The organism is Mediannikoviicoccus vaginalis, assembly GCF_928097925.1.
Taxonomy (GTDB): domain Bacteria; phylum Bacillota; class Clostridia; order Tissierellales; family Peptoniphilaceae; genus Mediannikoviicoccus; species Mediannikoviicoccus vaginalis.
On the sequence record NZ_CAKMRI010000001.1, the window covers coordinates 913,483 to 926,267 of the forward strand.

15 protein-coding genes are annotated in these 12,785 nt (G+C 29.0%); 2 read left to right on the top strand and 13 right to left on the bottom strand.

The features are described from left to right. Positions 1-44 precede the first annotated feature (44 nt). From L6651_RS04480 to L6651_RS04540, 13 genes are all read right to left on the bottom strand, one after another. On the bottom strand, positions 45-2,105 hold the full coding sequence (locus tag L6651_RS04480; RefSeq protein WP_237036804.1) for a DEAD/DEAH box helicase: 2,061 nt from the start codon (positions 2,103-2,105) through the stop codon (positions 45-47). Further along, positions 2,074-3,018 carry a Hachiman antiphage defense system protein HamA gene (locus L6651_RS04485; RefSeq protein ID WP_237036805.1) on the bottom strand — a complete coding sequence of 315 codons (945 nt, stop codon included), beginning with the start codon at positions 3,016-3,018 and terminating at the stop codon, positions 2,074-2,076. The genes L6651_RS04480 and L6651_RS04485 overlap by 32 nt, the downstream gene beginning before the upstream one ends. A 19-nt stretch (positions 3,019-3,037) precedes the next feature. Further along, a complete protein-coding gene (locus tag L6651_RS04490; RefSeq protein ID WP_255784943.1) occupies positions 3,038-3,223 on the bottom strand; it encodes a type I restriction enzyme endonuclease domain-containing protein in 186 nt (61 codons plus the stop codon). 188 nt (positions 3,224-3,411) lie between these two features. Then, positions 3,412-3,918 (bottom strand): hypothetical protein, encoded by a 507-nt coding sequence (locus L6651_RS04495; RefSeq protein ID WP_237036807.1) that lies wholly within the window; start codon positions 3,916-3,918, stop codon positions 3,412-3,414. Then, the gene (locus L6651_RS04500) at positions 3,908-4,780 is read right to left on the bottom strand and encodes a hypothetical protein (RefSeq protein ID WP_237036808.1); all 873 of its coding nucleotides are present in this window, start codon (positions 4,778-4,780) and stop codon (positions 3,908-3,910) included. Before L6651_RS04500 ends, L6651_RS04495 begins: the two co-directional genes overlap by 11 nt. Continuing rightward, a complete protein-coding gene (locus L6651_RS04505) occupies positions 4,781-5,866 on the bottom strand; it encodes a DNA cytosine methyltransferase (protein WP_237036809.1) in 1,086 nt (361 codons plus the stop codon). It lies immediately after the preceding gene. After that, complete coding sequence (locus L6651_RS04510; protein WP_237036810.1) at positions 5,856-6,854, bottom strand: adenine-specific methyltransferase EcoRI family protein; 999 nt, start codon at positions 6,852-6,854, stop codon at positions 5,856-5,858. The genes L6651_RS04505 and L6651_RS04510 overlap by 11 nt, the downstream gene beginning before the upstream one ends. A gap of 21 nt (positions 6,855-6,875) precedes the next feature. Continuing rightward, entirely contained in the window at positions 6,876-7,097 is a 222-nt protein-coding gene (locus L6651_RS04515; RefSeq protein WP_237036811.1) for a helix-turn-helix domain-containing protein, read from the bottom strand. 107 nt (positions 7,098-7,204) lie between these two features. Further along, a complete protein-coding gene (locus L6651_RS04520) occupies positions 7,205-7,540 on the bottom strand; it encodes a plasmid mobilization protein (RefSeq protein ID WP_237036812.1) in 336 nt (111 codons plus the stop codon). A 336-nt stretch (positions 7,541-7,876) separates the two neighbouring features. Further along, a complete protein-coding gene (locus L6651_RS04525) occupies positions 7,877-9,328 on the bottom strand; it encodes a virulence-associated E family protein (protein WP_237036813.1) in 1,452 nt (483 codons plus the stop codon). Between the two features lie 147 nt (positions 9,329-9,475). Then, entirely contained in the window at positions 9,476-9,838 is a 363-nt protein-coding gene (locus tag L6651_RS04530) for a plasmid mobilization protein (protein ID WP_070640727.1), read from the bottom strand. Further along, positions 9,831-10,955: a site-specific integrase gene (locus L6651_RS04535; protein ID WP_237036814.1), complete on the bottom strand. Its 1,125-nt coding sequence runs from the start codon at positions 10,953-10,955 to the stop codon at positions 9,831-9,833. The genes L6651_RS04530 and L6651_RS04535 overlap by 8 nt, the downstream gene beginning before the upstream one ends. Position 10,956: 1 nt before the next feature. After that, complete coding sequence (locus L6651_RS04540; RefSeq protein ID WP_004835545.1) at positions 10,957-11,151, bottom strand: hypothetical protein; 195 nt, start codon at positions 11,149-11,151, stop codon at positions 10,957-10,959. 261 nt (positions 11,152-11,412) lie between these two features. Here L6651_RS04540 and L6651_RS04545 point away from each other — a divergent pair, with 261 nt between their 5' ends. Together L6651_RS04545 and L6651_RS04550 are read left to right on the top strand one after the other, a co-directional pair. Next, the gene (locus L6651_RS04545) at positions 11,413-11,844 is read left to right on the top strand and encodes a helix-turn-helix domain-containing protein (protein ID WP_237036815.1); all 432 of its coding nucleotides are present in this window, start codon (positions 11,413-11,415) and stop codon (positions 11,842-11,844) included. 239 nt (positions 11,845-12,083) lie between these two features. After that, positions 12,084-12,785 (top strand): lantibiotic protection ABC transporter ATP-binding protein, encoded by a 702-nt coding sequence (locus L6651_RS04550; protein ID WP_237036816.1) that lies wholly within the window; start codon positions 12,084-12,086, stop codon positions 12,783-12,785.

Below are 12,785 nucleotides of genomic sequence, written 5' to 3' on the forward strand. Positions count from 1 at the left end.
GTTTTCAGTTTAGTTTTCATCATTAATAATGATTGATATTTAGACTATTCAATAAGTCTTCTTAAAATATACTTTGAAACTATCCCTATTTTTGGCTCAATTTTATGAAAATTCTCTTGTATTCTTTTTTTCAACTCGTTTACAGTTTCAAAATCCTCATTAATAATTGCTGAAATTATTTTAATGTCTCTATCATAAACTCCAATATCTTTAAGAATTTTTTTTGATGGTGAATTAATAAAATACACTTTTTCAATATTAGTCATCAGGTTCTCTTCTACAATTTCAACTAATTTCGCAAACCCTTCCAACTTCATAAAATATAGAACAACGGATATTTTTTTATAAAATTCATGTTCTATATAACTACTTTTCATTTTTATAGTCGTAGTAATAATTCTATCTAAATCAATATCAGTTTTCTTAAAAGCTTCTCTTGTTTTTTCAACTGTCTGTCGAATATTCGGAGCAGTCTTATATGTCAACACGTTTATAATATAAGTATTTAAATAACTATTATAAGTATTACTTTCAATAATCTTATAGAGTGGCCTTATCAATTTCAATTTACTTTGTTGACCTAATTCACTAAATTCTTTAATAGCGTTTATTAATTCTGATTTATTATTTTGGTATCTTGTATATATAAATTTTACAGTTGAAAATCTACAAACTGTTGCTAAATTAGTTTTATAATCTTCGTATGAAATAGCTAGTTTATTTAATAATTCAATAAACTCAGGATGATCTTGATAATGCCCATTATTAATATCCATGTCAATTGATTCAGAAGTAACTTCAAATTCAATTGATTTTAGCGCTTCTCCTTTAAGATACTCTCGATCTTCTGGCCCACGTATATAGTGTGCGGTACCTAAATAATATCTATATAACCTACCTGTTCTACCAACTAAATTGAAAAAATCAAAAGCGTCAAATTCATTAGTACTTCTTGCTGGCTTTGTAATTATTATATGTTCTGCAGCTGTATTAACCCCTTCTAGCAAAGTAGATGTACATAACATAACATCAAAATTGCTTTCTAAATCATTAAATAATTCAAGAACAATCATTCTAATTCCCAGAGGCAACTGACCATTATGAACTAACACTCCTCTCTCGAGCGCTTTTAACACCGACCATTCTTCATGTATTTCCTCTTTTGCCCAGTCTATAAACTCCTCAAGAATAGGGTTGGGAGCTATATCTTTTAAAATATTTATACTTCTAGCATATTTGTTAAGGCTACTAACTGTTGGAAAATATACTAACGTTTTTCCTTTGAGATTGAGTAAAATATCTGAAGTTTTTTCTTCCCTATCACGCTCATCCAGTATTTTATATTCTATAACTTCATTTACTACAGGAGCAAAATTACTTGAGTAAAAGTTCGGCTCCGATTTAAGTTTTTCAATATTTTTTATATTTTTCAAGAACGGTGCTAGCAAAACATATTTCCTGGCTTTTTCTGCTAATAACTTATACGCAAGATTTAAAATAAGGACTCTATCATTCGACATGTCTTTCTTTAACTTATAAACTTCATCAATAACTAAAAAATCTATTTCACTTAAGATTTTGTCAGCATCCTCAGTAACGACACGATCGTGAGTTAAAATAAAAAGATTATACTTTGAAAAATCATATTGTCCATCTGGATTAATGCTTAAGTAAACACGATATTCTGAAAACTCTTCCTTATATTTGTTAATCACCCTCTGTTTATATTCATCAACTAAGGCTAATGTAGGCACAATGAGTACAACATTCTTAGGTTTGTACCTAACTATATATTCAAAAATCACAAAAGTTTTACCAAAACTCGTTGGAGCACTAAAAATAGTCCCTATATTTTCAGATATTTTATTTAAAATTTTCATTTGTTCAGGGTGAAGAGAGATGTTTTCATCTAAGTAACTAACGGCAAATCCGTTATATATTGCTGATTGTAAAGAATACTCTTTTGAATACATAGTCAATCCTAGATTAAATAAGTTCTCAGAATTTTTTTTGGCAAAAACTGTTCGATTGGAACTTTCATGAAGCTCAAGTATAAATGAATCTCTATATTTCTCAATTTGATGGAATTTTTCTTCTGTATTCATCTTGTTTCTTCACCGCCAATCTTATTGCATATTCCACAAATATTCTTTTATCTATTACGGGCAGGGAAATAAATAAGTATTTCGTATTAAATCCTGCTATCTTTTTAATTTTTATCTTGTCAAATGCATTTAGAATTTTTTCAATATCAGTATCTATTTCACCCCCATGTGCTATAAATACAGGAATAACTACTGATTGAATCCCCTCCATCTTTGCAAACTGATCAAATGAACAGCATAGTTCTATACTATCTCCATACGACTTCATAAATTGTGAATCTAGTTGTAAGAAACTATTTGATAATATTAACAAAAATTCCTCAGCTATTTGATGCTCATAATTCAGTAAGGAGACATTTATTAATTCTATTCCATTATCAATACTGTTAGAAAACTTTGACTCACCGAAAAGTATTTCAGAATTATCTTGATCATAAAACAGCGCATCAATTCCAAAAACACTCATATTTCTATTTGTCGTGAGCGTAAACTTTGGAATAATACAACGGTATTGAAAATACTTACTAAGAAGTAAATGGAAAACATATTCCCCAATTTTCCCAATCTTATCATTTTGAACTATAAACTTTCCCTGCTCTTCAATACAGTCATATTCATCGCTCAAAATTTTTTTCAAATCTTCATCAATATTGGTCATGGGAATTTTTTCTAACTCATCATTTAAAAAATATGAAATATTCTTATATAAGTGAACATATTCTTTGTCTCCAGGATTAAAATCGATTCCAGTTAAATTTTCTGTATAAAACAATAGATTCTGTTCACTAAAAATATATTCAACTAACCCTTCAATAAATTTATCTGCTTCAGTAAAATTCGCATATATAATGCTATATCTTTCATTATCATTTGAATGATATACAGTAAACTCATCAAACTTATGCTGTTTCAAGTTACACCTCCTTCCCTATTTAATAAATATTCTCTTTAAAATTCTCAGCCTGTTCCATGACAATATTAAATACTTCGTCATTCCACTCTGATGGGTATCCATTTTCATATAGTAAGATAACTAAATGCATCTTTAATTGTGACTTAATATCGTTTCTATTCGACCAATCTGTATACTGAGATTTATTATCTACCAATTCTTTAATCTTCTTTCCATTTGTCTTTTTCTAGTAAATGGCCTCCTTAAGGTTCGATATAAATTTGTTCTCTAAAATATCCATCTACACCTTTCTTTTGTAAGAACAACAAAAAGTCTGGCTCAAATCTTTCGCCTGTATCAAATTCATAAATAACCAAGGCTGGAATTTTCTCATTTCTTACCAAATAAATTTCATCATATTTTAGGTACAATAGAATGGTTATCTATACCATTTTTAGCGATGTCCCACCTTGCAACTTTAATTTTTTTAATTCTTCTACCACTTCCATAATCAAGTAGATCTTCTCTATTTAGGTTATTTAATATCTTATTTAAGCTACCTAAGCCACTAGATGATAGTAAATAAGCTTCTTCCGGATTACACAACTTACAATATATAAGCAATTGACCTAAATCATGTAAATTTAAAGCTGTTTTTTTAGCTTCAATGAAGTAAATTTCTGCTTTATCACTCTCTTTAACTATACCCAAAACATCTATTTGTATATTTAATCCTACCGCCTGTGGATAGTATTTAATTACATCGTGTTTATTCAAAACAGAATCCAAGTCTACAGCATGACTATCTTCAATAATAATAGTACAATCTTTATTCTTATATTTATCATTAAGGTATACTCCTAACCATTTGCACATTGGTTTATAGAGTTCAATTTCAAATTTAACATTTTTATTCAGCATACCCTAAATCCTTTGCTAAATCTGTCCAAGAATCATAATGTTTTCCACGTATTTTTAAAGGCAGACTAGAATCATTTTCCATAGGATGTTTTTCTTTTTTTCTTATTCTTACTGGTTTTTCCCAATAAAATTTATGTGTTTTATTTTCATCCATATATTCTAACAATTCTTCCGCATATTTTTCTAAGGCTCTTTGCTTATGAACAATGTTAAATCCAATTGGTAGAAATTCATTTGCCCATATTTTTACTTGATGTTCTTTTTTCCAATAATTTGGTTTTCCTTCATTATATTTTTTTAAGTTTGAATCTCTAAAATTCGGATGACCAAAATCTATTGTCTGTATTGGTATGTCTAATGTTTTCAGCATATTTGCAATATCAATAACAAATTGCCAATTCCCTGGTATTTCAATATAAACTCTATGCTGTCCCTGTTGACCGTATGCCATATTACTTCTTCTTATATAACCAGTAACATCAGCTACTCCTCGTAATAATTCTTTTTTCTCATCAGTAGTTATATTGAACAAATCATCATTCATTGTCATAGTAGAATGATGGACACCATTTCCTATAAACCTTAAAATTTCTCTCATTGTATAATCTTCATTTGATTTTGTAAAAGAAATTTTTGTAGCTCTTTTTGTTTGTGTTATAGGAATTGAGTGACCTATCAAAGGCTCTATAACATTCCTAATATCAGCCAAGCTACTTTTAACATAGACCGATACCTCTAAGCCATCGTCATCTTTTAAATTTTTATGAGGAATTTCTATAGTTATTGTTGTGTCTCTTTTATTTCTCTGTATTTCTCCGTTGCCTAATATCATTCCTATTAAATAAGCCATTTGATTATTCATTTAAATTTCCTCACTTTCTGTATTCGTAAAAGCATTATATATTTGATCAGCTATAGCTTTTGCTAATAATGGTGGAACTGCATTACCTATCTGAGTTCTTATATCAACCTTATTACCATAAAAAATAAAATTATCATCAAATGATTGTATCCTAGCAGCTTCTCTTGGTGTTATTGATCTATTAAGATATGGGTGATTATTTGTACCATTTGATGCGGCATCAAATCTTGTATCAATCGTTGGAGATGGTTCATCCCATTTTAAACGTCCCCATGTAGAATTAAATTTTTGATTCCCTAATAAGTGATCAGGCAAATACTCTTTTCCTTTTTCAGGTGGAATCATACTTAACTTTTTAATAGCTACATCAGAATGATTTGACGCTTTATGGTTATATAATTTTTTAGATCCATGTCTCATATTCTGTTGATACTCTGAATTCGGATTGATTTTATAATCTTGTTCAAAATCTCCCTCATTAGAGTTTAAAAAAGATAAGTCACCAATAGCTTCCCTAACAGTAACAGGTTTAATTGCCGAAGGTTCTGGCAACTCAATTGTACTACTCTTACTGCATATAAAGATGGCTCTCTCTCTATTTTGAGGAACCCCATAATCACTTGCCTTTACGATTCCATAACTAACTTTATATCCTAAATTTTTAATTTCTTTTATAATTTGCTCTTTAAACCATCCATTGGAAGTAGCTAATAAATTTTTGACATTTTCAATGACAAATACTTCAGGATTTATTCTTTCAACTATGTGAAGATATTCTATAAACAGAAAATTTCTAGGATCCTTTAAGCCAAGTTTCTTGCCTTTTAAAGAAAACCCTTGACAAGGAGGTCCACCTATAATCATATTAACTTTATTTTTTATAGATAAATCAACTATATTATCTTGAATTTTTTTGTCTCTAATATCACCTATTATCACTTTAGCATCAGGCATATTTTTAATAAAAGTTTGTGCTAATTTGTCATTTACATCTAATGCTATTTTCGTGGTAAAGTTGCTATTTTTATGCATTCCATAAGACATGCCCCCAGCACCACAGAATAAATCTAATATTCTAAATTTCATAAGATTCTCTCTTTCGTTTTCTAATCAGTATTCTCTTAAAAGTTTCTTTGCCATTAATAACTGGTTTAAATAAATCAAACTCATTATCTGATCCATGATTGGCTTCTCCTATTATCTCATAAGATTTTTCATCATAATATTTTAAAAAAGTAATAGGTACACCCATTACTCCATCATAATCGTATGGAATTTCTGAAACTTTTGAAATGTGAATTGCATCAAAGTTATCATACTTAGGATACTTACCCTCAACGTATTTATGTTTTAAAATTAGTTGGTTAATATTTTTATTTATATCTAAATTGGTTAACCACATAGCATTTCCTATACTTCTCCATTTTTGACCTGATTCATCAATCCAAAATCTTGTTCTTCTAGGCTCGGTATCAGCAGGAACTTTAAACTGCATATCTCCAAAATGATATCCAATTTTAGCTTTATTCATTTTTATATAGGGGAATATTTCTTTATATGTGATAGCGTTTTGATTGCTTATTAACAAATATTTTTTATTATATTGAGATATTAAAGAAAATAACTCAATAAATTTAGAAAAAGGTGGATTTGTAACCACAATATCGGATTCAATTAGGTATTTAATAGATTCTTCACTTCTAAAATCACCATCTCCAAGTAATTTTTTTACAAAATTGTTCTCTTTTATATATTTCTCTATTTCTTCACCATATAATGAATCTGGTAAATGGTCTATTTCTAACACCAAGCCTCTATCACAATCTAACGAATGCATCTTTGATTTCCCATAAGATATGCAAACAAGTTTTTTAAGCTCTAGCTTATTAAAATTATTCAAAAAATATTTTGAGAATGAAGATTCATAAGGATCATCACAATTGCATAATACAATTTTATTTTTAAATTGAGGCATATAATTAGATAATTCTTTTTCTACAGTTTCATAAGTTGTATACCATTCATCGGTATTGCTTTTACTGTATTTTGCTTTATTTAAAATTGAATTTCCCAAATTATTCTCCTTACATTTTAACTAATGATTTTCTGTGCTAGTTTTTTCACATTCAACAATATCTGATATATCGCAATCCAGTGTATTACAAATTCTTAAAAGCACATCTGTAGTAACATTTTGTCCATTTTTTATTTTATAAAATGTACTTTTACTTATTTGTGCTTTGTCCATAAGTTCAGTACTTTTCATTTCTAAGTCTATAAGTTTTTTAAACAATTTTTTATAACTAAATTTCAGCATGAGATATTTGAAACAACTCCCTATATTTATCTATATTGTCTTAATTATACCATTAAAACCATTCTTTTAACAGGCTTTTATTCTCTTATCTCGAACTAATTAAATAATTATTTTCTTAATAACAGGGAATGTATATCCAATATCTCTTTTACCAATTTTTCTATTTTTTCTCTCATATAGTCAATATCTTTTTTGTAAATAACACCAGTTGTATTAGTAGCTTTTGCAATTTGGTTTATATTATTTGTTGCATTTGAAAGTAGCCATTGGAGATCTCTAAATGGTTCTAGGTCTACAATATAAATTTCTTTTTCTAATACACATTTTCTAAGAAAGTGGGACATTGTTTTGAAGTTTGCAAGTTTCATTTTCTTTTCAAAAATTTCTTTTTCTTCATCTGTTAAATATATTTTTAGTTGATTATTTCTTTTTCTATTATCCATATATTTCTCCTTTTAACTTATCTTTTGGGGTCTTAGGGTTCTCCCTAACAAGGAAAAAATCATAAAATTATATAGCCTTAATAACTATTGATTTTTTGATTTTTTCGTAAGTGGGTACTCACTTACTGTGCTTGCTACTACTAACGAGTTTTTAATCTATTTTTTAATATTTTTTCAAATAGGAATTAATAAGTGTAACTGTAACTCACAAAATAAAAACTTCCAAAATTAGGCGAGCTTGTTTTAAGAGTCTGTGACAACTCCTTATTATCAAGCCATTAATTTATGTAATCCTAATTTAAGAAGATTTATAACAATAGGTTACAGGTTACAAAGTTACATTTGTATCTTTACTTGATTTGCTGTATCTATTTCTAATTGATTTTCTTTTTGCCATTCTTCTGGCAATAAATTCTTGTCAGCTTCTATAAAGTCAGTTTCGTTTTCTATTTTCTTTTCATAATATAGTTTTACTGGAATTGAGACTCCACTTGGTGATATTCTCTTGGTCTTTGATGACCTAACTGGAATCCATTCTTGAAAATAATTATCCATAATTTCTGAAAAGGATTTTGATTTTATTTGGTAGCCTTGCATGGTTAGTTCTTTGAAACAAGTTATATTTGGATCTGCACTTTTTGGCTTATATTCTTCTAAGAAATATCTAATGTCTTCCACATCTGGGTTTAGATATTTGAATTTTTCTTGTTCCTTATACAAGTCTTTTAAAAGATTTTTTGGTATAGTCCATGCGTGAGTCTTGTTTTTAAAGATTTCATATCCAAAGGCTAGAGCCTGGTTAAAATCATCTCTTATAAGAGATATATATTCTTTATCCGAGAGTTTTTCCTTATTATTTTTATCTGGATATATAGTCCTTACTCTTTTATTTGGGTTGCATTCCACAGGCAAATATCTTCTTTCTCCAGTATGATCATTAAGAAAAGTTCTTTCGTTTAATGTCCCTATGAAGATACAAGTTCTAGGCACATCTGTTGCATATTTTTCGTAGGGTATTCTTATCCTATCACTTAATTTTGATAAAAAAGATTTAGCTTCATTAGCCGATTTTGCATTTCTTAAAGCAACAAATTCTTCGATTTCAACGACAGTTTTACCCATAAGGTTCATGACGGCATCCTTGCCTTGAATGTTTTCAATTGTGCAAAACCAATCATCTGTTATGGACAAGTATCTTGCAAAAGTCGATTTGCCTATACCTTGTCCACCAACTAAAACAATCATCTCATCAAACTTAGCTCCTGGATTGAAAATTCTTTTTATCATGCCCAATATCATATGTTGCATTATCCAATTGTTAAGCTCTGTATCATCTGCTCCCAAATACTTTGGTAAAAGTTTTCTAATGGCATTTTTATCTCCATTCCATTTTAAATTTTGAAGATATTGCTTTGGCGGACTCACTTCATATTGGTGAGCTACAAAACGAATAGCTTCCCACATTTTATTGGCGTTATAATTAATTCCAAAATGTTTTTCTATCTCTAAGCCCAGTCTATTGTTTAAAGAATCATCCCAAAGTCGTATTTGATTTTCCTTTATATTTCTTTCTCCGATAATTTTCCCCTGGAATTTTATTTCATTGGTAAATTTATCAAAGAATATTTGTCCCTCAATTATTTTTTGATTTTGACAATATTTGGGATTTAAAATAGCTGTTACAATATTCCCAGTAATTTGTCTAACCGTCCCCTTATCTGTAGTTTGTAAGTCTAAAAAGGCGTAAGTCTGATCTATTTCTGGGAATTTTAATTTAATATCTGTCATAAGCCTTACTCCTCTTCTTTTTACAACCATCTAATCTCTTTATTGTTTTATATTTATTCTCCATTTTATCCTCCTGTCTGGTATAAATAAGACTCCTGTGGTAAAATGAACTTGTCTAGAGAACACTTCTCACAGGAGTGCATGCCTTTACTCTTTGTAGTAGGGGCTTTTTTCTTTTTTGATTTCTTCATATATTTCTAAAATATAGATTAAAATATCAGTTTCATCGTCATTGAGTTTGCCAAACTTTTTAATAGCTTTTGCTAGTTGAAATATTTCCTTGGCTATATTATCAGAAAGTCTATAATCACTTACTAACTTAACTTCGTGATTTAATAGCATTTGTAGAAAATAATCTTGTTTTTTAAGTCCACTGATTTCAATCTTTTTGTTTATTAGATCATATTCTTCTTCAGATACTCTAAAGTTTAAAATTCGATTTCTTTTTCTATTTTTGTCTTTATTTCTCGTTTTTTTAGAAATTTCATCTAATGAATGTCTTCTAAACATCTTTATCATCCTCTTCTAATAAATCTTTCCAGTTATTTGCCTTATTATTTCTTACTTGTGTTAAAGACAAAGCCATTTCTTTTTGCTTACTAGGGAAGAGATGAGCGTATCTATAGGTTATATCAATCGATTCATGTCCAACCCTATCAGCTATTGCAGTTGCAGAAAATCCAAGTTCAATTAAGAGAGAAACGTGAGAATGCCTTAAATCATGTATTCTAATTCTTTTTACTTGAGATTTCTTAGATCCCCTATCCATTTCATGGTGTAGGTAACTCTTAGAAAAATTAAATATTAAGTCTTTTGGTTTTAACTTATAAAAGCTATCAATATATTCTTTAATCTCATCAGTTAAAAATTCAGGCATAACTATTGTCCTTATGCTTTTTTTAGTCTTAGGGGCTGTTATTATATTTTTCCCATCAATTCTTTGCAAAGATTCATCAATTTTTAATGTATGCCTTTCAAAATCAAATTTCTCTTTTGTTAAAGCTAATAATTCTCCCATTCTAAGACCACACCAATATAAAAGTTCAAAAGCATAGAATGATTCAGGTTTATCTTTTATAGCTTCTATAAATCTTTCGTATTCATCTTGAGTCCAAAAGAGCATTTCATCAGCTTCTTTTTCACCCATAGAACCGACATCACGAGCAACATTAGTTTTTAAATTATAGTACCTGCAAGCATGATTTAAAATACTAGATAACTGGGCATGAATAGTTCTCAAATAAGTAGGAGAGTAGTTCTTCCCATTTTTATCCTTAATCTTCATAAGCTCATTTTGCCATTGAATAATGGTTACATTATTAATCTCATTAAGCATTAAATCACCAATATAGGGAAGTATTTTTTGATTTACAATTGCTTCTTTTGTCCTCCAAGTATTTTCTCTTATTCTTGGTTTTCTATCCCTCTTGTAAAGTTCAAAAAACTCCCTAAAGGTCATCTCAATTGATTCAGAATGTTGATTTAAAAATTCTTGTTCCCATTTTAATGCTTCTTTTTTTGTTAAAAATCCACGTTTTTTCTTAGTTAATTTTTCTCCTTTCCAGTTGGTATAATAAAACCTGCAATACCAAGTTTTGTTTCCACTTTCATCTCTATATGCTGGCACTTTAAACCTCCTTTGTATTTGTTGGTTTATAGCAATACTTTTCCATAAAGTATTCTCTATTTACCTTTCCTCTTTGCACACGATAACCTAATTTAAGTAGATCTTGATTCATATCGTTTATTATCTGATATGCTGTTGTCCTACTTACATCAAGAAATTCTTGTACATCTTTTGCATTCATAAAAATACCTTTCATAATGTCCTCCTTTTATAGTTTGTAAGGTTCTACATCCTCAAAAGGGCGAGCATTAATTTATATGTCTTACAATCTCCGTTCAATATTGAACGGTATGTATATATAATAACAGTTCATATTTGTTCTGTCAAGTTTTTTCTATTTATTTTTTTCTAAAATATTCAGATACTTACAAATATTTACAACAGAACAGTTTTGTTGAGCTTTTGTTCGTTTTGTGATAAAATATTTATAGTTATTGTGAAATAAGGAGGAGTTAGTTTGATTTCTGGAGAAAAATTAAAAAAGTTAAGACTTATGCGAAACTTAACTCAAAAAGAACTTGCCATTAAGTCTGGTTTGACAGATGCTGCTATAAGAAATTACGAGCTTGGGAATAGATCTCCAAGTAAAGAACAATTACAAAAAATATCTGAAGCACTTGATTGTGATATATCAGCATTAATTAATCATGAACCTAATTCTATTTTTGAAATAATGCATATAATCTTTGATTATGAAAAAGATATGAAGTTTAGACCCTTCGCAGACGAAGGAGAAATTACTGGACTTTTATCAAATGATGTAGACTTCAATAATTTTCTTATAGAATGGAATGAGATGAGAAAAAAGCATTACAACGATGAGATAACAGACGAGGAATTTGAAGATTGGAAGTTATCATATCCTAAAAAATCAAGATTTTTAAAATAAAATATGTACGCAAAAAGACCGCAGCTTGAAACTACGGTCTTATTTTTTGTCCAAATGTAAACTACTAAGAACTATTATTTTAATTATTCTTTTTTACTTCCAGTACCATTCGAGTCCCAGTACCTAACAATATAGGCAAAAACAATCTATTAAATTTTTAAAGAATCTTATCTTCCTTATGGAATCCTTAAATTTGTATTTTATACTAAGTTTATAAAATGAAAAGGAGGTTCATTTATATGGACAAATTGATATTAGAAACAAAAAATCTTACTAAAACATTTGGAAAACAAAAAGCAGTAGATGATATTTCTTTAAAAATAAAAGAGAATTCTATCTATGGATTGCTAGGACCTAATGGGGCTGGTAAATCGACTACATTAAAGATGATTACTGGAATGATTCATAAAACATCTGCCCAAATCTTTTTTGAAGGTCATGAGTGGAGTCGTGACGATTTATCTGATATTGGTGCCTTGATAGAAATGCCTGCCTTGTATGAGAACTTATCGGCTAGGGAAAATTTAAAAGTAAGGACACTCCTGTTAGGGTTGCCAGATTCTAGGATTGATGAAGTTTTGGAAATAGTAAGTTTAAAAGATACTGGTAAAAAGAAAAGTGGTCAGTTTTCAATAGGCATGAAACAAAGACTAGGAATCGCCATTGCCTTATTAAATAATCCTAAGCTTTTGATTTTAGATGAACCAACAAACGGACTTGATCCTCTTGGAATTCAAGAATTACGTGATTTAATAAGATCTTTCCCAGAAAAAGGAATAACCGTTATTTTGTCTAGTCATATTTTAGCAGAAGTTGAACAAACTGCTGATCATATTGGGATTATTAATAATGGAAAATTGCAATATCAAAACATTATTAATAATGATGACAATTTAGAAGAACTTTTTATGAATGTTATAAAAAGTGGAATGGGAGTGTAA

Excerpts from the sequence above, each read along its gene's own strand:
- L6651_RS04480 (WP_237036804.1), bottom strand. The coding sequence starts at position 2,105 with ATGAATACAGAAGAAAAATTCCATCAAATTGAGAAATATAGAGATTCA.
- L6651_RS04495 (WP_237036807.1), bottom strand. The coding sequence starts at position 3,918 with ATGCTGAATAAAAATGTTAAATTTGAAATTGAACTCTATAAACCAATG.
- L6651_RS04500 (WP_237036808.1), bottom strand. The coding sequence starts at position 4,780 with ATGAATAATCAAATGGCTTATTTAATAGGAATGATATTAGGCAACGGA.
- L6651_RS04505 (WP_237036809.1), bottom strand. The coding sequence starts at position 5,866 with ATGAAATTTAGAATATTAGATTTATTCTGTGGTGCTGGGGGCATGTCT.
- L6651_RS04515 (WP_237036811.1), bottom strand. The coding sequence starts at position 7,097 with ATGCTGAAATTTAGTTATAAAAAATTGTTTAAAAAACTTATAGACTTA.
- L6651_RS04520 (WP_237036812.1), bottom strand. The coding sequence starts at position 7,540 with ATGGATAATAGAAAAAGAAATAATCAACTAAAAATATATTTAACAGAT.
- L6651_RS04525 (WP_237036813.1), bottom strand. The coding sequence starts at position 9,328 with ATGACAGATATTAAATTAAAATTCCCAGAAATAGATCAGACTTACGCC.
- L6651_RS04530 (WP_070640727.1), bottom strand. The coding sequence starts at position 9,838 with ATGTTTAGAAGACATTCATTAGATGAAATTTCTAAAAAAACGAGAAAT.
- L6651_RS04540 (WP_004835545.1), bottom strand. The coding sequence starts at position 11,151 with ATGAAAGGTATTTTTATGAATGCAAAAGATGTACAAGAATTTCTTGAT.
- L6651_RS04550 (WP_237036816.1), top strand. The coding sequence starts at position 12,084 with ATGGACAAATTGATATTAGAAACAAAAAATCTTACTAAAACATTTGGA.